The following is a 19,355-nucleotide window of genomic DNA, read 5'->3' as shown; positions in this document are numbered from 1 at the left end:
CGGCAGGGTTTTGTGACTGCCCGGGTGAGCCTCGGGTATGAACGATCTCCCCCGCGAGTCGCCGCTCGCGGCCGTCTCGCCGCTCGACGGCCGGTACGCCGGCAAGACCGCGGATTTGGTGCCGTACGCCAGCGAGGCCGCGCTGATCGAGGCACGCCTGCGCGTCGAGGTCGAGTACCTGCTCGCGCTCGCCGACGCCGAGGCCGTCGACTGCGAAGTCACCCCCGAGGAGCGCGCCCACCTCCGCGAGGTCGTCGACGGGTTCGACGCCGACGACGCCGCGCTGGTCAAACGAATCGAGACCGAGGGGACCGAGGAGTTCGCGGCCACCCGCCACGACGTGAAGGCCGTCGAGTACTTCCTCCGGACCGAGACGCCCGAGCGCCTCCACCCCTGGATCCACTTCGGGCTCACCAGCGAGGACGTGAACAACCTCGCGCACCGCCTGAACGCCAAGGGCGCCGTCGAGGAGGTCCTCCTGCCCGCCATCGAGGCGATCCGTGACGCGCTGACCAGGATGGCCCGGGAGTACCGGGACGTGCCGATGCTCGCGCGCACCCACGGCCAGCCGGCGACGCCGACGACGTTCGGCAAGGAGATGGCCGTCGTCGCCGCCCGCCTCGGCCGCGCTGAGGCGCGGGTGCGGGCGGCCGTGGAGGCCCTCTCCGGGAAACTCGCCGGTGCCTCGGGCACCTACGCCGCCCACGTCGCCGCCTACCCCGATGTGGACTGGCGGGCGTTCTCGGCCGCGTTCGTCGACGACCTCGGCCTCGAGCACACCCCGCTCGCGACCCAGATCAACCCCTGTGACGACCTCGCGGCGCTGTTCGACGCGCTCGCCGGCGTGAACAACGTCCTCCTCGACCTCGATCGGGACGTGTGGCGCTACGTCTCGGACCGCTACCTCGGCCAGGAGAGCGAGTCGAGCGAGACCGGGTCGTCGACGATGCCCCACAAGGTCAATCCCATCGACTTCGAGAACAGCGAGGGGAACCTCTCGAAGGCCAACTCGGACCTGACCTTCCTCCGGGACTACGTCACCTCCTCGCGGCTTCAGCGGGACCTCTCGGACTCGACGGTCAAGCGCAACGTCGGCGCCGCCTTCGCCCACTGCCTCATCGGCTACCGCAAGACGGCGACCGGGCTGGGGAAAGTCGTCCCCAACGAGCAGGTGATGCGTGAGGAACTGGAGGCCACGCCCGAGATCATCGGCGAGGCGGTGCAGACGATCCTCCGCCGCGAGGGCGACACCGAGGCCTACGAGCGCGTGAAGGAGCTGACCCGGGGGCAGCGCGTGACGCTCGCTGACTTCCGCGAGCTGTTCGACGAGCTCGACGTGGAGGAGGACGTGCGCACGGAACTGCGGGCGCTCACGCCCGCCGGCTACACCGGCGTCGCCGACGACCTCGTCGACGAACTCGACTAGCGGGCGTCGTCGCCCTCGCGGTCGTCGACGCTCCACGCCGTGTCTGCTCCCCTATCACGGTTCGCCCCCGTATCGGCTCCGTTCTCGTCGGTGTCCTTCCGCGCCGCCCGCTCGGCGTCGCCGCGGCTCATGATCCGTGTGTCGTCGGTCTCGCCGTCGATGGCGTACCAGAGGCCGATCGTCCCCGCGATCGAGAGCACGACCAGGAGGGCGAACAGCGCGCCAACGGCGGGCATGGCGGCGAGACGGTGCGGGAAGCCAAAAGTGGTTACGGGGGTAGCTTTTTGCTCGCTTCGGCCATACGGCCAGCCGTATGTGCCCTCCGACCGACGACCTGGGACGACAGGATCGCGAGGACGGCTGCCCGAAATGCGGCCACACCGAGACCGAGATCGACGAGATCGCCACCAGCGGCACCGGGCTCTCGAAGATGTTCGACGTACAGAACCGGCAGTTCGACGTGGTCTCCTGCGCCAACTGCGGCTACTCGGAGCTCTACCGGGGGCAGAGTTCGGGGAACATGGTCGACCTGTTCCTCGGGTAGCTACTTCGAGGTGGCCGTGATCACGGGGATGTCGACACACTCGTCGACGCTGTCCGGCGTCGAGCCGAACACCACGCGCTTGAGGCGGCCCTTCGTCGGCGCGCCCATCACGATCGCGTCGTAGTACGCCGACTGTTCGGCGATCGCCGAGGCCGGATCGTCCGCCTCGTAGAGCCAGGTGTCGAACTCCTCGAACTCGCCGAGGTACTGCCGCGCCTCCGCGAGGTGGCCTGCTGCTGCCGAGCGCCGGTCGGCGTCGGCGTCCGCGGGCACGACGGTGAACAGTTCGACCCACGCGTTCTCGCGCTCGGCCAGCGCACGCGCCACCCGGACCGTGAGTTCGGTGTGGGGGCCGCCCGCGACCGGAACGAGGATCGACGCCAGATCGTCCAACTCCCCGCAGCCGTTGGCGACGACGGTATCGGTCGGGCTGTTCGCGACGATGCGGTCGGTCGTCTCCCGCCGGAGGCCCGGGCCGGGCGACTCCGACGCCGGGCGCTCGACGGTCACCACGGCGGCACTCGCCTCGGCAGCCTCCTCCGCGACGACGGCGGCGGGCGAACGGCCCGTCCGGACGGCGTTCTCGGTACAGGCGAACTGGACCGGCGGCCCGTCGGCTTGGGCCGCCGTCGACGACCCCTGCGCGTCGGGCGTCCGCCCGGGCGAGAGGAGGCGTACGGGCCGGTTCCCCTCCCGCGCCAGTGCGAAGGAGAGTTCCCGTGCCTGTGTGTCCCCGGTGGGATCGAGCAGTGTCCCCAGCACTGGTCGCCCGTTCCGGAGTGCCGTCCCATCCTCTCCCATACCTCATCACTCTATCCCGGATCCACATAAGCGACCCGCAGTAATTCCTCCACGCCGGAGATAGGCCAGAAATTCCGCCAATTTCGAGCGTTTCAGCCGGTATCCGTCACAGCGCGTCCCCGAGCCCGCCGATCCGGAGCGACGCCCAGTTGCGCCACGCCCAGTAGCCGACGCCGGTCCCCATCAGCGCCGCGGAGAGCAGGTAGCCGAGCAACTGGAGGTCGAACACTTCGCCGGGCTCGGCGAGCGCATAGACGATCCCCTCCCCGCCGAACCCGACGACGAACAGCGTGCCGACGCCGGCGGCGAATGCGGCGACGAGCGCACGCACCCCGCCGCGGGACTCCTCGAACACCACGACCGCACCGAGGAAGACGGCCGCCGTCGCGGTCACGTAGATCGGCAGGCGGGTGGTCGTCCGCCGGACCGCGCCGTCGGCCAGCCCGACCAGCCCGACGAAGCTCGCGGTGAGCGCGAGCGTCGAGAGGACCACCAGCGCGAGCACGCGACCCAGCCGCGTGCCGTCGACGAACGGTGCCATGTCGCGACGAACTCGGCCGGCGACCAAAAACCCGCGTGTGGCGCTCAGCCCGACAACGACCCGTCGACACCCAGCAGGCGTTCGGTCGCCGTCCGAACCGCGGTCGCCGCCGCGCGCACCGCCGGGATCTCGACGTACTCCCGTTCCGCGTGGGCGACCGCACCTTCGTCGTCGGCGAGGTGGCCGGGACCGAACACGACCGTCGGTACCGGCGCGAAGTACGAGGCCTCGGTAGCCGCGCCGAACGGGCGAACCGCCCCGCACTCGCCCAGTCCCGCCGCCTCGCTCGCGGTCGCCGCGGCGTCGGCGAGCTCGCCGACGACCGGCTCCTCGGGATCGGTCGCGAACGCCTCCAGGAACGGCGTCTCGCGCTCGGTGAGCGACACCGAGACCGACGCGTCGGCGCTGACCGCCGTCCCGAGGTGGGTTTCGAGCGCGCGTCGGAACCCCGCGGCGGTCTCCGGCGGGACGCTCCGACGATCGACGGTGATCTCGCAGCCGGCGGGTACCTGGTTCGTCGACTTCCCGCCGTCGATCCCCGTCGGGACGAGCGTCGCCTCGCCCAACTGCGGGTGAGCGTCGACGCCGTCGAACGCCGCCAGCGCGCCGAGCAGTCGCCCCGCCGCCGAGACGGCGTTGACGCCTGACTCGGGGCTGGCGGCGTGGGCGGCGGTCCCCTCGACCGCGATCGTCCCCTCGAACCGACCGCGCGCGGCGGTGCAGACGTCGAGTCCGGTCGGCTCGCCGACGACGAACGCGTCCGGCTCCGGGCGGACTGCCGGGAGCGGATCGACGCTCGCGCCCGCCTCGCCCGGACCGCCGGGCGCCACCTCGCCGGTCATCAGCGCGTGGGCGCCCGTCGAGAGCGCCTCCTCGTCCGGGGTGACCGCGAGCGTAAGCGTGCCCTCGTCGATCTCTACCTCGAGAAACGCGGCGAGCAGTGCGGCCAGTGGGCCCTTCGCGTCGCAGGCGCCCCGGCCGCGGATCACCTCGCCGTCGCGCTCGAAGGGAACGTGGGGCGAGACGGTGTCGAGGTGGGTGTTGAAGACGAGGTGCGGGCGCCCGGATCCGCGGCTCGCGCGGACGTTCCCGGCGGCGTCGACGTCTGGGTCGTGTTCGTCGTCCCGCAGCGCGTCGAGCAACAGATCGCGGGACTCGCGCACGTCGGTCGTCGAGTCCGCCCGCACCGCGTCCGCGAGAAAGTCGATCGGGTCGAAGCTCACTGTTCGCCCCCCGGAACGGGAAGCTCCCCCTCGAAGCGCTTCTCGGCGGGGCCGCGCAGGCGCGCCGGTCCGTCGTCGGGGACCGCGACACCGAGTTCGCCCCCCGGCGGTGTCACGGTGACCCAGTTCGTCTCGCCGGCGTCGGACAGGTGGCCGAGGCGCGCCGCGGCGGCGGCGACGGCGACGGCGCCGGTGCCGCAGGCGCGGGTCTCCCCCTCGACGCCGCGCTCGAAGGTGCGCTGGCGGTAGCCGTCCCCCTCCCGAGCCGCGAACGTGACGTTCGCGCCCTCGGGGAACGTGTCGGCGTGGCGGATCGGCGGCGCGACGGCGTCGATGTCGACCGCCTCCACGTCGTCGACGAAGACGACTGCGTGGGGCACGCCGGTGTTGACCGCCGTCACCGACAGCCCCGCCGCCGGCGTTCCGTCGAGTTCGTCGAGCGTCGCGTCGATCGCGGGGTCGTCGCCCGCGAGCGGGACCGCCCCGGGATCGAACGTCGGCGTCCCCATCTCCACGGCGACCTCCTCCTCGACGACCGCGCGCCGGCGGCCCGCTGGCGTGTCGATGGCGACGGTCGACGCCCCCGATCGGTCGGCCGCCCACGCGGCCACGCAGCGCGCGCCGTTGCCGCACATCTCGGCGACGGAGCCGTCCGGCTGGACCAGGGTCATCGTCACCGTTGCTGGGTCGGTGTCGCCATCGAGTGAGAGGAAGAGGACGCCGTCGGCGCCGCGGCGCCCCCCCGCCCCGTCGACCACGCCCGTCTCCCGGTCGCAGTGAGCGCGGGCGAACGCGGCGCGGTCCTCGACGGCGCCGTCGTCTGCGTCCACCACCACGAAGTCGTTGCCCGCGCCGTCGTACTTCTCGAACGGGACGCTCATGGCTCCCTCTCGTCGCTCCGGCGGCTTGACTCCCCCGGCGCGTCGAGCCGGCTCACGTCCGCGAGCGTCTCGCGCCGGCGGAGGAGGTCGCCGTCGACAGTGACTTCCGCGGGCCGGGGCCGGGAGTTGTACGTCGACGCCATCTCGTAGCCGTACGCGCCGGCGTTCCCCACCGTGAGCAGGTCCCCGCGCTCCGGACGGGGGAGGGGGCGGTTCTCACAGAGCAGGTCCGCGGTCTCACAGACCGGGCCGGCGACGGTGACGCCGACCTGCTCGCGGCCGCTCGTGTCCCCCCCCAGGTTCCGAACCGCGTGGTACGCGTCGTACATCGCCGGCCGGAGCAGCGTCGTCATCCCGGCGTCGACGCCGGCGACGACCGTCCCGAGGGCCTCCTTCACGGTGTTCACCCGCGTCAGCAGGACGCCGGCGTCGGCGACGACGTAGCGTCCAGGTTCGATCGCGAGCGTCGCGTCGACCTCGCCCAGGGCCTCTCGGGTCGCCTCGGCGACGGCGTCGAGATCGAGCGGCGGTGCGTCCTCGCGGTAGGGGACGCCGAATCCGCCGCCCACGTCGACCGTCTCGACCGGGATGCCGTCCGCTTCGAGCTCCCGCGCCAACTCGCCCATCCGGCGGACGAGTTCGCGGTGGTCCGCGAGATCCTCGCCCGAGATCCCGGACCCGGCGTGGGCGTGGATGCCGGCGAACTCGAACGCTTCGGCCGCCCGGGCGGCGAGGTCGGGCGCGCGGTCGAGCGCGACGCCGAACTTCGGGTGGCCGCCGGTCACGACCTTCTCGTGATGGCCGGCGCCGACGCCGGGGTTCACTCGCAGGCGCAGGCGGCCGTCGAACCCGCGCTCGGCGAGGCGGTCGATCGTGTCCGCCGCTCCCGCGGTGATCGTCAGGTCGGGGTGGCTCCGCCACGCCGCGACGACGGCGTCCAGGTCCTGGGCTGGCGGGTTGACCGCGGTGTAGGTCACGTCCGCGCCCGGGATCCCGGCGTCGAGCGCACGCCGCACTTCGCCCGCCGAGGCGGACTCGATCCCCAGCCCCTCGTCGTGGACGGCTTTGAGGGTCCGGCGGGCGGTGTGGGCCTTCGCGGCGTACTGGATGTCGGCCCCGGGGAACGCGCCGTGGAGGCGCCGGCAGTTCTCCCGGACTCGCGCGGGGTCGAACGCGTACAGCGGCGTGCCGTGCTCGGCGGCGAGTTCTTCCAGGGTCTCGCGGTCCCAGTCAGCGAGTCGACGGACTGCGGGGCCGCCGTCGGGTCGCTCGTCGACGCCCGTCGGGCTGTGGTCCTCGTGGCTCATTCCCGGAGCGCGCCCTCGCGCTGGGTCGCTTCGAGCGTTTCCTGTTCCAGACCGGTGGCGACGACGGCCGGCTTGTACGCCTTCCCCGGGATGAGTTCCTCCTCGGAGACTGAGGACTCCACGTAGCGCTGGAACGCCCGGCGCTCGGGCGGCAGCCGGCCGTAGTGGACTTCGTCATCCACGAGGTCGTAGACGGGGATCCGGGGCGTCAAAAGCGTGTCCTCGGCGACGACGGCGTTCTCGCCGACGACGAAGCCGGAGGTGACCCGGCAGCCGGCGCCGAGGGAGACGCCGTCCTCGATCACCACCGGCGCCTCCTCGACCGGTTCGAGCACGCCGCCGATCAGCGTGTTCGCGCCGAGCTTGACCCCCGCACCGATCTGGGCACAGGAGCCGACCACGTCGTTGGAGTCCACGAGCGCCCCGTCGCCGACGTAGGCGCCGATGTTGACGAAACTCGGCGACATGGCGATCACGTCCTCCCCGAGGTAGGAGCCCGGGCGGAGGACGGTGCCGTCGGGCGTGTTCCGCGTGCCGCGCTCCGCGAGGTCGTCGGTCGACCGCAGCGGGAGCACGTCGTAGTAGTCGACGCCACCGTAGCTGCGGGGCCGGGTCTCGCGCAGGCCGAAGTTGAGCAGGACGCCCTGCTTGACCCACTCGACGGCTTCCCACTCCGCGGGGCCGACCTGTTCGGCGGCGCGGTACTCGCCGGCCTCCAGCGCGGCGAGGAAGGCGTCGAGTGTCTCCAGTTCACTACTGCCGGCGTCGGCGGCGGTAAGTCCGTCCTGGTAGCGGTTCCACAGGTCCGAAATCTCGGGTTCGAGGCTCATTGGTGATAGGTAGTGAGTTGGGGGGCAATCAATCCCGGAGCAGGTCGGCGAACTCGTAGCGGCCGGGCTCGCGGTCGGCGACGGCGACGGCGGCGTCCAGCGCGCCCTCGGCGAACACCCCGCGGTCGCCCGCACGGTGGGAGAGCGAGACCGTCTCGCGGTTGCCCGCGAACAGCACCTCGTGCTCGCCGGTCACGTCGCCGGCGCGGCGGGCGTGGACGCCGATCTCCTCAGGTTCGCGGGGCTGCTCGCCCTCGCGGCCGTGCTGGCGCTCGGTCAGGTCCGAGCGCTCGGCCTCGATATCCTCGGCGAGCGTGAGCGCGGTGCCGCTCGGGGCGTCACGCTTCCCGTCGTGGTGGGTCTCGGTGACCTCCACGTCGTAGCCCGGGAGCGAGGCCGCGGCCTCGCGGATCGCCCCGCGGAGTGTGGCGATCCCCCGCGAGAAGTTGCTGGCGTGGAGAACCGGAACCGACTCGCTGGCGGCGTCGAGTGCGGTCACGGGGTCGGCCTCGTGGCCCGCCAATCCGGTCGTCCCGGTGACGAACGCGACGCCGTGCTCGGCGGCGATGGCGGCGTACTCGGCAGTCGCCTCGGGCGCGGTGAAGTCGACCACGGCGTCGACGTGGTCCTCGTCGGCGAGCGTGGCGTCGAGGTGCGTGCCGACCGCCGCCTCGGCGGTGACGGACCCGGGCGTCCGGGAGACGGCGGCGACGATCAGCACGTCGCTGCGGTCGCCGGCAGCGTCGATCAGTTCCTCGCCCATCCGCCCCGAGGCGCCGGTGACGACGATCCGGGTCGGCTCGCCCGTCATCAGGCAGTCACCTCCGGCGTGGGCTCGTCGGCCAGGTCGTCGAGCGCCTCGCGGAGTTCGTCGCGTCGCTCCGCGGAGAGGCGCGTCAGCGGCGAGCGAACGTGCGGCGGGTGGTCCTCGCGGATCGCCATCGCCTCCTTCACCGGGATGGGGTTGGTCTCGACGAACAGCTCGCGGATCAGCGGGGCGAGCTCGTAGTGCAGGTCGCGGGCGCGGCCCATGTCGTCCTCGGCGACGGCGCCGATCATCGCGCCCGTGCGCTCGGGTTCGACGTTGGCCACGACGCTGATCGTTCCCGTTCCGCCGAGCGAGCAGATGGGCAGCGTGAGCCCGTCGTCGCCCGAGAGCACGGAGAACTGCTGGTCGCTCGTGCGCTCGATCACCTCGGAGACGCGGCCGAGATCGCCGCTGGCGGCCTTGTACCCCCGGATGTTCTGGTGCTCGGCGAGTTCGGCGACCACGTCGACGGGGACGTTCCGGCCAGTGCGCGAGGGCACGTTGTAGACGATCCCCGGCAGGTCGACGGCGTCGGCGATCGTACGGTAGTGCTCCAGATAGCCCGCGGCCTCGGGCTTGTTGTAGTACGGCGAGATCAGCAGGACGGCGTCGGCGCCCGCGGCCTCGGCGTCCTCGGCGAGGCTGACGGCCTCGTGGGTCGCGTTCGATCCCGCGCCGGCGATGACCGGCACGTCGTCGACGGCGTCGACGACCGTCTCGACGACCTGTGCGTGTTCGTCGTGGGTCAGCGTCGCGGACTCGCCGGTGGAGCCGACGGGGACGAGCCCGTCGACGCCGGCGGCTTCGAGTCGCCGGGCGTCGGCGGCGAGTCGGTCGTGGGCGATACTCTCGTCCTCCCGGAAGGGAGTGGTCATGGCGGGGTAGACCCCGCTGAACGGTGTCGTCATCGGTGTGTCGTGGGTCGGAGCGTTGGCGGTCGCTGCGCGATGCAGTCTGGAGTCCACCGGCGACCGGGCGCGACACCGGCCGGCAGCGGGAGAATCAGCGTTTACTGCGTTTACCGCGGGCGAAGACGACGGCCGTGGCTCGGCGGGGAGCGGCGCCGCGGAGTCCGGCCGTTCGGGTCACGACTGAGACCGAGGGTCCGACGACCATAACGGTTCTGCTCCGTCGACGCCGCGGGGAGACGGCATTTTTTAACCGACGACGGGAAACGAACGGCCAATGACCGAGATCCACGAGGGCCAGCGCGTCGCGGTGCTCGCCGACGCGCAGAACCTCTACCACACGGCCCAGAGCCTCTACTCCCGGAACATCGACTACTCCGCGCTGCTGGAGAAGGCGGTGATGGACCGCGAACTCGTCCGGGCGCTGGCGTACGTCATCCGCGCGGACTCGCCCGAGGAGGAGTCCTTCTTCGAGGCGCTGGAGGACATCGGCTTCGAGCGCAAGATCAAGGAGATCAAGACCTTCGGCGACGGCTCCCAGAAGGCCGACTGGGACGTGGGCATCGTCCTCGACGCGGTGACGCTGGCCGAGAAGGTCGACACGCTTGTGCTCGCCTCCGGCGACGGCGACTTCGCGCGGCTCTGCTCGCACCTGCGCCACGAGGGCGTCCGCGTCGAGGTGTTCTGTTTCGAGAGTTCGACCGCCGAGGAGCTGATCGACGCCGCCGACGCGTTCCACGACATGGCCGAGCGCGAGGAGGAGTTCTTACTCTGACCAGCCACGGCGAGTGGCCTGTCGCGAGTTCCGGCTCGCGGCGGCGGAGCCCACGCCGTGGCTGTGTGTAGCCGACTCGCCCCCGGGCTTCGAGACGCTTTTCCGCCGAGCGGGCGCTACGGGAGGTATGGCCAAGACCTCGCGTGCGGACCTGCGGACCACGGCCGACTACCAGTTCGGCCGCGGCGCCGGCGACGCGCTGTTCCCCGCGGAGGCCCACCTCGAGATCGACTACTCCACCGGCGGCCGCCCCAGCCAGATCCACGCCCCCGACGGCCGGCTGGCGTCGATGGGCACCGACGGGCGGTTCACGCTCGGGTTCGCGGGCGGGCGCCGCCTCCACGACCACCTCGACGCCCCCGCCTACCGCGTCTACGTCGGCGACGAGTCCGAGCCGTTCGTCCGCGACGGCGAGAACACGTTCGCGAAGTTCGTCGACCGCTCCGGGCCGGAGATCCGGCCGGGCGACGAGGTGCTGGTGGTTCACGAGGACGGCGAACTGCTGGGCGTCGGCCGCGCGGAGCTCTCCGCGGGGGGGATGCAGGACTTCCGGACCGGGATGGCGGTGATGGTCCGCGAGGGCGTCGACGAGTACGTGGGTTCGGGAGGGTAGCCGGTTTCCGGGGCAGTTACAGCCCCAGCGCCGTCAGGATCGGCACGCCAGCGACGACCGACCCAACGAGGTAGCCGCCGATGGCGCCGCCGTTGAGCAGCGGCAGGCCCGCGTGGGCGCGCCCCGCGAACACCATCCGGAGCAGGACGAACAGCCCGAGGAAGGTCCCGACCATCGCCGTCAGCGCGGGGAGGTTCACTGCGAGGTCGATCCCGAGGTCGATCGGCGCCGCGGGCGAGAAGTGGGCGGCGCTGGCGACGAGCACAGTGGGCATCACGGCGTCGCCCAGCCCGATGAAGAAGGCGTCGCGGTCGGCCACGCCGGGGCCCTCGCCATCCACGGCCGCCTCGTCGGCCGGGGAGGACGCCTCGGTCTCGTCGCTCCCTCCCTCGTCAGTCTCGTTCTCGCCATCGTCACTCCCGCTCTCGGCCCCTGCTTCCCCGTCGTCGTCCGGCAGGATCGAGAACCCCAGCGTGAGCGGGATCACCAGCACGACCGGGACCCGGAGGTCCATGACGCCCTCCGCGAGGTCGAGCATGTGCTCGGTGCCGTAGACGGAGATCGCGTCGTACACCGCCAGCACCGCGAGCAGGACGATCGCCGGCAGGACGCCGAAGCTGATGCCGAACAGGCCGGCGGCGCCGGCGCCCATCACCACCCCGGCGACGTCGATGACGTACCACTCTGGGTACACCCAGAGCGCGACCGCGATCAGCGCCGACAGCGGGATCGCGACGAGGGCCGGCAGGAACACGCCGAGGACGTACCACGCGAGCAGGCCGCTGGTGAACACGACGAACGCCCGCACCACCCAGTCGAAGTCGTACCTGAACGCCGCGAGCATCAGCGCCGTCATCACGAGGATCAGGACGATGTATATCAGGCTGTTCGTGGGGTTCTGGGGGTTCTCGAACTGCTGGTAGCCGCTGGCCTCGAAGGAGGGAACGAGCGCCAGCGCGCCCAGTTGGACGAGCAGGAAGACGAGGGCCGCGAACGCCGTCCCGCGGAACGCACGAGAGGTCATTGCCGGCCGTTCACTCGCGGGAGGTTTGGCGGTTGTGGTCCGGTTCAGCTACCGGGCGTAGAGCTTCTGGCCCACTAACGCGGCGAGTCCGTCCCGGTTCGATGGCGAGACCGCGACGTACGGCTGGGAGACGGGGCCGAACACGTCGACGACGCGCCCGACCGTGTCGAGGCTCTCGTCGACGACTGGCCGGCCGATGTCTGGGTGGTCGCCGTCCGGACAGCGCACGATCGCGAGTCCCTGTGCGGTCCGGGAGACCGTGCCGACTCGCTCCATCAGTCCCGGAGGATCGCGACGTAGGCCGCGATCGCCTGCACGAGGTCGTTCTTCGAGGCGTCGTCGGCGCCCTGGACGAGCACGCGCCCGCGTGACTCGAACTCCCGTGAGTAGCTCTTGTCGCGTTCGACGACCGCGTCGTAGCCCACCTGCTGCACCGCCTTCGCGATCTCGTCGACCGTGGGGTCCTCGACGGCCTCGTCGAGCGGCACCCGCCGGCCCTCCGAGCGGCTGTAGTCCGCGTCCAAATACGCGGGGTAGACGACGTTCTCGATCATGCGAAAGAAGAGGCCGTCGTCGGGGATATCGGTTTTGGTGCCGCTCAGTCGCGCCGGGCGAGCAGCGCCGCGCCCGCGCCGAGGGCGGCGACGGCGGCGACGCCGCCGAAGCCGGGCCCTTCAGTCGTCGTCGGCTGCTCTGGCGTCGGCGTCGACTCGGTCATCGCCTCGGTCGGGGTTGCGGTCGCCGTTTCAGTCCCGACGCTCACCTCGGACTTCGCGGTCCACTCCGCGCTCGCGGCCGCCTCGGGGTGGAACCCTTCGGTCAGGTTCCGCGTCGAGTACACGACCGAGCGCGGGGCGGGCTGGCTCAGGTAGTTCGGGTCGACGACCACGCTCGCGTTGTTCTCGCCGGCGGTCGTCGACGCGTAGGGTTCCTGGGTGATCAGACCCGTAAGCCCCTCCTGCAGCACCAGCACCTCGGGGTTCAGTTCGAGGATCGTCTCGTCGGAGACCTGGTAGGGGTAGGAGGTGTTGAACGCCTCGACGGCGAGGTTCGTGGCACCGCCGGCCTCGACCATCGCGTTGATGAACGTGCCGCCGCCGACCAGCGAGCCGCCGCTGAGGGGCACCAGCACCTCGGGCGACTCCGTGTCGGCCGTGACCTCCTGTGCGGTCTCGACGTTCGCGTTCATCCACGCGTTCGCCTCGGCGGCGCCCTCACAGTTCCCGGTGAGCTTGCCGATCAGCGTGGTCTTGTTCGCCACGTCCTCGATCGAGGTGGCCGCCTCGAACTGGTACACGGTCATGCCGGCGTCACGCAGCGCGGTCACGGTCTCCGCGGGCACGATGTTGGCCGCGAGCACCAGATCCGCCTCCGTCCCGACCACCGCCTCGGTGCTGTAGCCGAAGCCGCTGGCGGAGACGTTGGTCCGGCTCCCGGCGTCGGCGAGGTAGGCGGCGTTACTGCTGAGCCCGACGACCTGCTCCTTGCCGCCGATCTCCCACATCGTCTGGGCCGCGCTGGCCCCGAGGGTCGTCACCGTCTCGGGCCTCTCCTCGACGGTCACCTCGGTCCCCGTCGCGTCCGTCGACGTGAAGGGGAACGTGCAGTCAGGAACCTCCTGCTGAACCGCCGCGTCGGCGTCGACGGCCGCCTGGGCCGTCGACGCGTCGGGCGCGCCGACCGCGCCGGCCGGCGCGACGGCCGCAAGAAGCGTACACAGTACGATCAACAGCGTCGTTCGCGTTCGCATCGCCTCCACCTCGCGTCTAGTGCAACAAGTATTTGTCTAACGCAACTCAGCTTTGAGTACATGAGCGTCGCGAGACGCGCCACCGGCTGGTCGGCAAGCTTAGCCGTCGCCCTCGCCGGCGTCGTCGTCCTCAGCGCCGGGATCGGTCCCGTTGCGGTCCCCGCCGGGACGGCGTTCAAGGCCGTGCTCGAAGCGGTCGCGGTGCCGACCCTCGCCGGGGGCGAGTTCGCCTGGCGCCACCCCTTCGAGTTCTCGCTGCGGGAGTCCCACCGCGCGATCGTGATGCGCATCCGGCTGCCGCGGATCCTGCTGGGCGCGCTGGTGGGGTTCGCCCTCGGCGCCGCCGGGACGGTGATGCAGGGGTTCTTCCGCAACCCGATGGCCGATCCCTCGATCATCGGCGTCTCCTCGGGCGCGGCGGTGGGCGCCGTCGCGTCGATCGTCGCCCCCGCGGCGGTCCCGTTCGGGCTGGGGCTGGAGCCCGCAGCCTTCGCCGGCGCGCTGCTCACCGCCTTCGGCGTCTACGCCATCGCGACCGAGAACGGACGGACGCCGGTGGCGACGCTGCTCCTGGCCGGGGTTGCAGTCCAGACGTTCCTCGGCGCAGTCACCTCGTTCCTCCTGTTGCAGTCGGGCGAGAGCATGCGTCGCGTCGTCTACTGGCTGATGGGTCACCTCGACAACGCCGGCTGGGCGGACTTCGTCCCCGTGGCGGGCGTGCCGCTGCTCCCGCTGTTCGTCCTCGGCTGCTTCCTCGTCCTGCTGGCCTACGCGCGGGACCTGAACGTCATGCTGCTCGGCGAGGAGGAGGCCGCCGGCCTCGGGATCGAGGTCGAGCGAACCAAGCGCCTGCTGCTCGCTGTCTCGGCCGTCGTGACCGGCGCCGGCGTCGCCGTCTCGGGCGTGATCGGCTTCGTCGGCCTGATCGTCCCCCACGTGATGCGACTCGTCGTCGGCCCGGACCACCGGATCCTGCTGCCGACGGCGGCGCTCGCTGGCTCGGCGTTCCTCGTGGCCGCGGACACGGCCGCCCGGAGCGCCCCCCAGGAGCTCCCCGTCGGGATCGTCACCGCCGCGGTCGGCGCGCCCTTCTTCCTGTTCCTGCTGCGCAAGCGGAGGGTTCACGAGCTATGACGGGCGACCCCACCGAGACAGCGGTACCGACCCCCACCGACGACCCGGTGCTGTCGATCGACGACCTCTCGGTCACGCTCGGGGAGACCGACGTTCTCGACGGCGTGAGCCTTGAGGTGGAACGCGGCGAACTCGTGGGGCTCGTCGGCCCCAACGGCGCGGGGAAGACGACGCTCCTGCGGACCGCCCGCGGGACGCTCTCGCCCGATTCCGGCCAGGTTCGGGTCGCGGGCGATCCCGTCGCCGACCTTCCCGCGAGAGCCGTGGGGCGCCGTGTCGCGACGGTCCCACAGGACACCTCGCTCTCCTTCGCGTTCTCCGTCCGGGAGATCGTCGCGATGGGCCGGACGCCCCACGTCCCACGGTTCAGCGCGATGGACGAGGCCGACCACGCGGCCGTCGAGCGCGCGATGGAGCGGACTGAGGTTACCGAGTTCGCCGAGCGCCCCGTGCCGGCGGTCTCCGGCGGCGAGCGCTCGCGGGTGCTGCTGGCCCGCGCGCTCGCCCAGGACACCCCGCTGCTGCTCCTCGACGAGCCGACCGCCAGCCTCGACCCGAACCACCGGCTCCGAACGTTCGAGACGGTCGCCGAACTGGCCGGGGAGGGGCGAGCGGCGATCGCGGCGATCCACGACCTCGACACTGCGGCGCGGTACTGCGACCGGATCGTCGTCGTCGCCGACGGCGGGATCGTCGCCGACGGGCCGCCCGAGTCGGTGCTCACCGGCTCGACCGTCGGCCACGCGTTCGACGTGGACGCGGTCGTGACCCCCGACCCCGTCACCGAGCGTCCACGCGTGACCGCCCTGCCGGACGTGGAACCCGCCGACGACGCCCCGGAGATCCCGCCCGTCGACCGCGTCCACGTCGTCGCCGGCGGCGGGCGTGCGGGCCCCTTGCTGACCCGTCTCGATCGCGCCGGCCTCGAGGCGACGGTCGGCCCCCTCTCCGCGGGCGACAGCGACGCCGCGGTCGCCGACGCGCTGGGGATGTCGACGCTCGAAGTCGGCGCGCTCGACGGCGTCGACGACGCGACGCTCGACCGCCTGCGAACGCTGGTCGAGCGGGCCGACGCGGTCGTCGTCGCCGACGTGGACCTCACTGCGGGGTTGGCGCCGGTGCTGTCGGCGGTCGCCGACAGCGGGACGCCGGCGTACTGCATCGAGGAGCGGCCGACGAACGAGCGGACGGTTGCCGAGGCGGCCGCGGCGGCGTATCGACGGCTCCGCGTGGGCGAGGCGGGCGTCGCGGCGTCGACCCCGGAGCTGCTCGACGTGCTCGCGTAGCGCTCGCCGGCCACGGCCGGCGGGCGAGGACGCGAACTCCCTTTCGTCATCCTTACTCCCGCCGGGCGCCGAGGTCGGGTATGGATCGGCCCTGCGTCGTCGTCGCCCGCGAGTCGGGCGAGGCGACCCGACAGCGTCTCGCCGAAGCCGACCTGATCGACCGGGAGTTCGGCATCGAGGTCGCGGACGGCAACCTGTACATCCCCGTGACGGACCCCGACGCGGTTCCCGAGGACCTGCTGGTCACCCCGCGGGACGTGCCCGCACGCACACCACAGCGCACGCCCGCGGACCTGCTCGGCTACGAACCGACGTACGAGCGACTGGGGGACGTGGTACTCGTCGACGAGGACGACCCCGAGCGCGCCGACGAGATCGCCGAGGCCGTCGTCGAGTCGGACATCCCGGTCCGGAGCGTGCTCAACCGTGACTCGAAGGTGAAAGGCGAGACCCGCGTCCGTGACTGGGAGGTGCTGGCCGACGAGGACGGCGACCGATCGCCGACCGAGACGGTCCACCGGGAGTACGGCCACGAGTTCCTCGTCGACGTCGACGAGGTGTACTTCTCCCCGCGACTCGCCACCGAGCGCAACCGCGTCGTCGAGCAGGTCGCCCCCGGCGAGCACGCGCTGGACATGTTCGCCGGCGTCGGGCCGTACGCCGTCCCCATGGCCAGCGCGGGCGCCGAGGTGGTGGCCTGCGACATCAACCCCGACGCCATCGCGTACCTCGAGGAGAACGCCGAGCGCAACGGCGTCGCCGACCGCATCACCACCCGCGTCGGCGACGTACGGGCGCTGACCGACGAGTACGCCGACTGGGCGGATCGGCTGGTGATGAACCTCCCCCACACCGCCGCGGAGTTCGCCGACGCCGCGGTGGCGTTCGCCGGGGAGTCGTGTGTCGTCCACCTCTACGACATCCAGCACGAGGACGATCCCTTCGAGCGGGCGACGACGGCGCTCGAGGATGCGGCCGGCGACGAGTACGCAGTGACGGTGCTTGAGGAGCGCGTCGTTCGGTCGTACGCCCCCCACGAACTGAACGTCTGTCTGGACGCGCGGCTGGACCGGATCGACTGACTGCGCCGGGTTTCGGAACCCTTATGTCCGCGTTGCCGGTACGTGGGGGTAGACGCGCCGGGGTAGCTCAGCTGGCAGAGCGATTCCTTCGTAAGGAATAGGTCGAGGGTTCAAATCCCTCCTCCGGCTCTCTACTCTTTGTTCAAAGCCGTTCGTCGAAACGGGGAGTCGCATTGCTACCCGGAGGTGGCCGTACGAGCCGCGGTCGCTTCCCGCAGTTCAACGCCGCGGCGCGATCCTTCCTCGAGGCAGATGTCGGGCCCGTCGATCCCGCCGTTTCCTATGGAGTGGGAGCCTGTGACGAAGATGCTGTCTACCGCGTTCCGTGGCACTCCGTCGGCGGCGACATCGCGTACTGCGGCTACCACCTCGCTCGGTATCGCGAGCACCATCCCGATCTATGGAAGCGCGTTCAGGCCGCCGTCGACGATGATCTGACCGCACACGCGACGCGCGGGGCGCGGGTTCTCGGCTTGAGGACATCTAAGAGTCTCTCACCCGTATCGTCTCACACGATGGCGACCAATCCGACCCATTCGGTCGGCGGCGACCTCCCAGAGGACCTCCTCCCACCGGATAGTGTCCTCAGCCTCGACGAGTACTTGGCTATGTACGCCGCCGTCGGCCACCGGACTCGGTACGGAATCCTCTACCGGCTCGTCCACACTGGCGAAACGAGTCCGCAGAGCTGGAAGCTGCGATAGACGTCGACGACAGCACCCTCCACGACCACCTCCACGAACTCGTCGACCTCGGCCTGATCGAAAAGCGCCAACGGACCGAACGGGGACGGGACGGCCTCGACACGTACTACCGGGCAACCGTGTACGGCGAAGTAACGCTTACCGACGGCGTCGACGAACTCGTCCGGGGCGAACAGGAGTTCGAAGAAATGTACGACAGTACGAGTGACAGCTAGCGTCCGTCTCGATATTTTCGGTTCTGCTGCAACTCTATTGGACAGACACGATCTCCGGTAAAACAGCCGCTGCGGTTAGGTTGCGAACCCTCCGTGGAGGTATATTTCCAAAAGGGGTCAGGTAGGGGGTACCGAATACCGGCCATATGGATGTGATACGTAGCGGGATCACTGTATAAGGGACTGGAACCAGGTTCAGAGGGCGTATACGTCGTTGGAAAACTTTACCGGAGGCTGATAAACACAGACCAGAGTAACAATGGGAATAATTGATCCGCTATTTGTAGTTTTATTTTCAGTTATAGGCTGCCCTGACGATAAGAACGACCTTCGCGCAGGCCTCGCTCGCTGTAACGTATTAGAGATACTTCTTGCTCCACATCAGTGATTCGCGCTCTCCAAACGATGAATAATGCCGTGTTCAGTCCCAATACAACAGGGTTCAAATAGACTCATCCAGTGAATGACAGTATGACGCAGATCGAGGCGGTCCTCTTTGACCTCGATAATACGTTAGTGGAGTACGAGAGATCCCCCGGAGACGTGTTACAGGTGGCGTTCGATACGATAGGGAGCGAACCACTATTCTCGGTTGAGGAGTATTATGCTCGCTACGACGAGTTCGCGGAGAAGTGTGATTCGATGGATGAACTTCGGTCCGAATGTTTCGCAGCACTCGCTGCGGCGAACGGGTACGAACGACACCGGGGCCGAGCTGTTGCGGACGCGTTCAGTAAGGAGCGTGATCAGACGCGAATTGAGTTACTCCCCGCTGTAGAGGACGTGTTGAGCGAACTCAGTCGAGAGTACCGAATCGGTATTGTGACCAACGGAGCCCCGGATGCGCAACAGCAGAAAATCGACGCTGTGAACCTCACACAGTGGGTTGATGAAATCATCGTTGCGAGTCACGAAGTCCCGCCGAAACCTGACCCAGAACCGTTCGAACGAGCGATGCAATCGCTCAACGCAACCCCCCCGTCCACGATACACGTCGGTGATTCACCAGAAACTGATGTCGCTGGTGCAACTGCTGCCGGGATCGACTCCGTACTGATCGCCGACGCCAACGAGAGTGAACAATATTCCGCGACGCATCACATCAAGTCTCTTGACAGTCTTCTGTCTCTCCCGGGGACGAAAGGGTCCGCATCTAGTATCTTGTGATGCGGTCGTGAAGAATCCTACAAGTAGAGGACGCGACGAGGATGGAAACCGGGAACGACGATTTACCTGTCGGGAGTGCGTCACGAACGGACAGTGACCTTCTAACTGGTCTGTACTGCCTTTCTGAGTCGTATTCTCACTATGTCCTCTGTGTCAATCACAGTGTAGAACCGCTCTCCGCATCGACCTCAATCTATTTCTCGCCAACCGCGACCCGAGACGGCTCGGCCGTCGGCGGCGCCGACGCTATCAGCAACTCGGTTCCCCCACTGGCGGATCGCTTGATGCGAGCGTTCTCCGCCGATTAGTCGGAGAATTTTCTTTCCAAGTATTCGC

Annotated in this window: 21 protein-coding genes, 1 tRNA gene and 2 pseudogenes; 10 read left to right on the top strand and 14 right to left on the bottom strand. The window is 69.9% G+C overall.

The window, feature by feature from the left end; translation table 11 throughout:
* Positions 1-37 precede the first annotated feature (37 nt).
* Positions 38-1,426 carry an adenylosuccinate lyase gene (gene purB / locus BMZ83_RS02990; RefSeq protein ID WP_074875485.1) on the top strand — a complete coding sequence of 463 codons (1,389 nt, stop codon included), beginning with the start codon at positions 38-40 and terminating at the stop codon, positions 1,424-1,426.
* Here the strand turns inward: purB and BMZ83_RS02985 are convergent.
* Entirely contained in the window at positions 1,423-1,662 is a 240-nt protein-coding gene (locus BMZ83_RS02985) for a hypothetical protein (protein WP_074875483.1), read from the bottom strand. The genes purB and BMZ83_RS02985 overlap by 4 nt on opposite strands.
* A 77-nt stretch (positions 1,663-1,739) precedes the next feature.
* Between BMZ83_RS02985 and BMZ83_RS02980 the strand changes: the two genes are divergently transcribed.
* Positions 1,740-1,970 carry a zinc ribbon domain-containing protein gene (locus BMZ83_RS02980; RefSeq protein ID WP_074875481.1) on the top strand — a complete coding sequence of 77 codons (231 nt, stop codon included), beginning with the start codon at positions 1,740-1,742 and terminating at the stop codon, positions 1,968-1,970.
* On the opposite strand, the gene BMZ83_RS02975 is transcribed toward BMZ83_RS02980, so the two are convergent.
* The 8 genes from BMZ83_RS02975 to dapA all read right to left on the bottom strand — a co-directional run bounded on the left by BMZ83_RS02975 (position 1,971) and on the right by dapA (position 9,269).
* Positions 1,971-2,771, bottom strand: coding sequence for a universal stress protein (locus tag BMZ83_RS02975; protein WP_074875479.1), 801 nt, complete (start codon positions 2,769-2,771; stop codon positions 1,971-1,973).
* Between the two features lie 106 nt (positions 2,772-2,877).
* On the bottom strand, positions 2,878-3,312 hold the full coding sequence (locus tag BMZ83_RS02970) for a hypothetical protein (RefSeq protein WP_074875477.1): 435 nt from the start codon (positions 3,310-3,312) through the stop codon (positions 2,878-2,880).
* Positions 3,313-3,356: 44 nt separating this feature from the next.
* Complete coding sequence (locus tag BMZ83_RS02965; RefSeq protein ID WP_074875475.1) at positions 3,357-4,535, bottom strand: M20/M25/M40 family metallo-hydrolase; 1,179 nt, start codon at positions 4,533-4,535, stop codon at positions 3,357-3,359.
* Positions 4,532-5,416 (bottom strand): diaminopimelate epimerase, encoded by an 885-nt coding sequence (dapF, locus tag BMZ83_RS02960; protein WP_074875473.1) that lies wholly within the window; start codon positions 5,414-5,416, stop codon positions 4,532-4,534. The genes BMZ83_RS02965 and dapF overlap by 4 nt, the downstream gene beginning before the upstream one ends.
* A complete protein-coding gene (gene lysA / locus BMZ83_RS02955) occupies positions 5,413-6,723 on the bottom strand; it encodes a diaminopimelate decarboxylase (RefSeq protein WP_074875471.1) in 1,311 nt (436 codons plus the stop codon). The genes dapF and lysA overlap by 4 nt, the downstream gene beginning before the upstream one ends.
* Entirely contained in the window at positions 6,720-7,553 is an 834-nt protein-coding gene (locus BMZ83_RS02950) for a 2,3,4,5-tetrahydropyridine-2,6-dicarboxylate N-succinyltransferase (protein WP_074875469.1), read from the bottom strand. Before BMZ83_RS02950 ends, lysA begins: the two co-directional genes overlap by 4 nt.
* Positions 7,554-7,581: 28 nt before the next feature.
* Positions 7,582-8,364 carry a 4-hydroxy-tetrahydrodipicolinate reductase gene (dapB, locus tag BMZ83_RS02945; protein ID WP_074875467.1) on the bottom strand — a complete coding sequence of 261 codons (783 nt, stop codon included), beginning with the start codon at positions 8,362-8,364 and terminating at the stop codon, positions 7,582-7,584.
* Positions 8,364-9,269: a 4-hydroxy-tetrahydrodipicolinate synthase gene (gene dapA, locus BMZ83_RS02940; RefSeq protein ID WP_074875465.1), complete on the bottom strand. Its 906-nt coding sequence runs from the start codon at positions 9,267-9,269 to the stop codon at positions 8,364-8,366. Before dapA ends, dapB begins: the two co-directional genes overlap by 1 nt.
* Before the next feature lie 277 nt (positions 9,270-9,546).
* Here dapA and BMZ83_RS02935 point away from each other — a divergent pair, with 277 nt between their 5' ends.
* Positions 9,547-10,044 carry a LabA-like NYN domain-containing protein gene (locus BMZ83_RS02935; RefSeq protein ID WP_049980296.1) on the top strand — a complete coding sequence of 166 codons (498 nt, stop codon included), beginning with the start codon at positions 9,547-9,549 and terminating at the stop codon, positions 10,042-10,044.
* 127 nt (positions 10,045-10,171) lie between these two features.
* Entirely contained in the window at positions 10,172-10,657 is a 486-nt protein-coding gene (locus tag BMZ83_RS02930) for a PUA domain-containing protein (protein WP_074875463.1), read from the top strand.
* Between the two features lie 16 nt (positions 10,658-10,673).
* Here BMZ83_RS02930 and BMZ83_RS02925 read toward each other — a convergent pair whose 3' ends face one another.
* Genes BMZ83_RS02925 through BMZ83_RS02910 form a run of 4 tightly spaced genes read right to left on the bottom strand, consistent with a single transcriptional unit; the run spans position 10,674 to position 13,431 of the window.
* On the bottom strand, positions 10,674-11,681 hold the full coding sequence (locus BMZ83_RS02925; protein WP_074875462.1) for a presenilin family intramembrane aspartyl protease PSH: 1,008 nt from the start codon (positions 11,679-11,681) through the stop codon (positions 10,674-10,676).
* Between the two features lie 48 nt (positions 11,682-11,729).
* Positions 11,730-11,957, bottom strand: a complete 228-nt coding sequence (locus BMZ83_RS02920; protein ID WP_241729543.1) for an H/ACA ribonucleoprotein complex subunit GAR1 — start codon at positions 11,955-11,957, stop codon at positions 11,730-11,732.
* Positions 11,957-12,235: a signal recognition particle subunit SRP19 gene (gene srp19 / locus BMZ83_RS02915; protein ID WP_074875458.1), complete on the bottom strand. Its 279-nt coding sequence runs from the start codon at positions 12,233-12,235 to the stop codon at positions 11,957-11,959. Before srp19 ends, BMZ83_RS02920 begins: the two co-directional genes overlap by 1 nt.
* A gap of 44 nt (positions 12,236-12,279) precedes the next feature.
* On the bottom strand, positions 12,280-13,431 hold the full coding sequence (locus BMZ83_RS02910) for a PGF-CTERM-anchored ABC transporter substrate-binding protein (RefSeq protein ID WP_074875456.1): 1,152 nt from the start codon (positions 13,429-13,431) through the stop codon (positions 12,280-12,282).
* Positions 13,432-13,491: 60 nt separating this feature from the next.
* Between BMZ83_RS02910 and btuC the strand changes: the two genes are divergently transcribed.
* From btuC to BMZ83_RS02880, 6 genes and pseudogenes are all read left to right on the top strand, one after another.
* The gene (btuC, locus tag BMZ83_RS02905) at positions 13,492-14,565 is read left to right on the top strand and encodes a vitamin B12 ABC transporter permease BtuC (RefSeq protein WP_074875454.1); all 1,074 of its coding nucleotides are present in this window, start codon (positions 13,492-13,494) and stop codon (positions 14,563-14,565) included.
* Entirely contained in the window at positions 14,562-15,851 is a 1,290-nt protein-coding gene (locus BMZ83_RS02900) for an ATP-binding cassette domain-containing protein (protein ID WP_143076878.1), read from the top strand. Before btuC ends, BMZ83_RS02900 begins: the two co-directional genes overlap by 4 nt.
* Positions 15,852-15,931: 80 nt before the next feature.
* Complete coding sequence (locus tag BMZ83_RS02895; protein ID WP_074875452.1) at positions 15,932-16,933, top strand: class I SAM-dependent methyltransferase; 1,002 nt, start codon at positions 15,932-15,934, stop codon at positions 16,931-16,933.
* Between the two features lie 56 nt (positions 16,934-16,989).
* A tRNA-Thr gene (locus BMZ83_RS02890) sits at positions 16,990-17,062 on the top strand.
* A gap of 386 nt (positions 17,063-17,448) precedes the next feature.
* A pseudogene (locus BMZ83_RS02885) lies at positions 17,449-17,852 on the top strand (ArsR/SmtB family transcription factor).
* 471 nt (positions 17,853-18,323) lie between these two features.
* The gene (locus BMZ83_RS02880; protein WP_074875450.1) at positions 18,324-19,019 is read left to right on the top strand and encodes an HAD family hydrolase; all 696 of its coding nucleotides are present in this window, start codon (positions 18,324-18,326) and stop codon (positions 19,017-19,019) included.
* A gap of 199 nt (positions 19,020-19,218) precedes the next feature.
* On the opposite strand, the pseudogene BMZ83_RS16185 reads toward BMZ83_RS02880, so the two are convergent.
* A pseudogene (locus tag BMZ83_RS16185) lies at positions 19,219-19,342 on the bottom strand (IS6 family transposase); the annotation flags it as partial.
* Between the last annotated feature and the right edge of the window lie 13 nt (positions 19,343-19,355).

Source organism: Halolamina pelagica (assembly GCF_900115675.1).
GTDB classification, from domain to species: domain Archaea; phylum Halobacteriota; class Halobacteria; order Halobacteriales; family Haloferacaceae; genus Halolamina; species Halolamina pelagica.
Note: the sequence above shows the minus strand (reverse complement) of the source record. Positions and strands in the feature narration are given on the sequence as shown.

Excerpts from the sequence above, each read along its gene's own strand:
- purB (WP_074875485.1), top strand. The coding sequence starts at position 38 with ATGAACGATCTCCCCCGCGAGTCGCCGCTCGCGGCCGTCTCGCCGCTC.
- BMZ83_RS02985 (WP_074875483.1), bottom strand. The coding sequence starts at position 1,662 with ATGCCCGCCGTTGGCGCGCTGTTCGCCCTCCTGGTCGTGCTCTCGATC.
- BMZ83_RS02980 (WP_074875481.1), top strand. The coding sequence starts at position 1,740 with ATGTGCCCTCCGACCGACGACCTGGGACGACAGGATCGCGAGGACGGC.
- BMZ83_RS02975 (WP_074875479.1), bottom strand. The coding sequence starts at position 2,771 with ATGGGAGAGGATGGGACGGCACTCCGGAACGGGCGACCAGTGCTGGGG.
- BMZ83_RS02970 (WP_074875477.1), bottom strand. The coding sequence starts at position 3,312 with ATGGCACCGTTCGTCGACGGCACGCGGCTGGGTCGCGTGCTCGCGCTG.
- dapF (WP_074875473.1), bottom strand. The coding sequence starts at position 5,416 with ATGAGCGTCCCGTTCGAGAAGTACGACGGCGCGGGCAACGACTTCGTG.
- lysA (WP_074875471.1), bottom strand. The coding sequence starts at position 6,723 with ATGAGCCACGAGGACCACAGCCCGACGGGCGTCGACGAGCGACCCGAC.
- BMZ83_RS02950 (WP_074875469.1), bottom strand. The coding sequence starts at position 7,553 with ATGAGCCTCGAACCCGAGATTTCGGACCTGTGGAACCGCTACCAGGAC.
- dapB (WP_074875467.1), bottom strand. The coding sequence starts at position 8,364 with ATGACGGGCGAGCCGACCCGGATCGTCGTCACCGGCGCCTCGGGGCGG.
- dapA (WP_074875465.1), bottom strand. The coding sequence starts at position 9,269 with ATGACGACACCGTTCAGCGGGGTCTACCCCGCCATGACCACTCCCTTC.
- BMZ83_RS02935 (WP_049980296.1), top strand. The coding sequence starts at position 9,547 with ATGACCGAGATCCACGAGGGCCAGCGCGTCGCGGTGCTCGCCGACGCG.
- BMZ83_RS02930 (WP_074875463.1), top strand. The coding sequence starts at position 10,172 with ATGGCCAAGACCTCGCGTGCGGACCTGCGGACCACGGCCGACTACCAG.
- BMZ83_RS02925 (WP_074875462.1), bottom strand. The coding sequence starts at position 11,681 with ATGACCTCTCGTGCGTTCCGCGGGACGGCGTTCGCGGCCCTCGTCTTC.
- BMZ83_RS02920 (WP_241729543.1), bottom strand. The coding sequence starts at position 11,957 with ATGGAGCGAGTCGGCACGGTCTCCCGGACCGCACAGGGACTCGCGATC.
- srp19 (WP_074875458.1), bottom strand. The coding sequence starts at position 12,235 with ATGATCGAGAACGTCGTCTACCCCGCGTATTTGGACGCGGACTACAGC.
- BMZ83_RS02910 (WP_074875456.1), bottom strand. The coding sequence starts at position 13,431 with ATGCGAACGCGAACGACGCTGTTGATCGTACTGTGTACGCTTCTTGCG.
- btuC (WP_074875454.1), top strand. The coding sequence starts at position 13,492 with ATGAGCGTCGCGAGACGCGCCACCGGCTGGTCGGCAAGCTTAGCCGTC.
- BMZ83_RS02900 (WP_143076878.1), top strand. The coding sequence starts at position 14,562 with ATGACGGGCGACCCCACCGAGACAGCGGTACCGACCCCCACCGACGAC.
- BMZ83_RS02895 (WP_074875452.1), top strand. The coding sequence starts at position 15,932 with ATGGATCGGCCCTGCGTCGTCGTCGCCCGCGAGTCGGGCGAGGCGACC.
- BMZ83_RS02880 (WP_074875450.1), top strand. The coding sequence starts at position 18,324 with ATGACGCAGATCGAGGCGGTCCTCTTTGACCTCGATAATACGTTAGTG.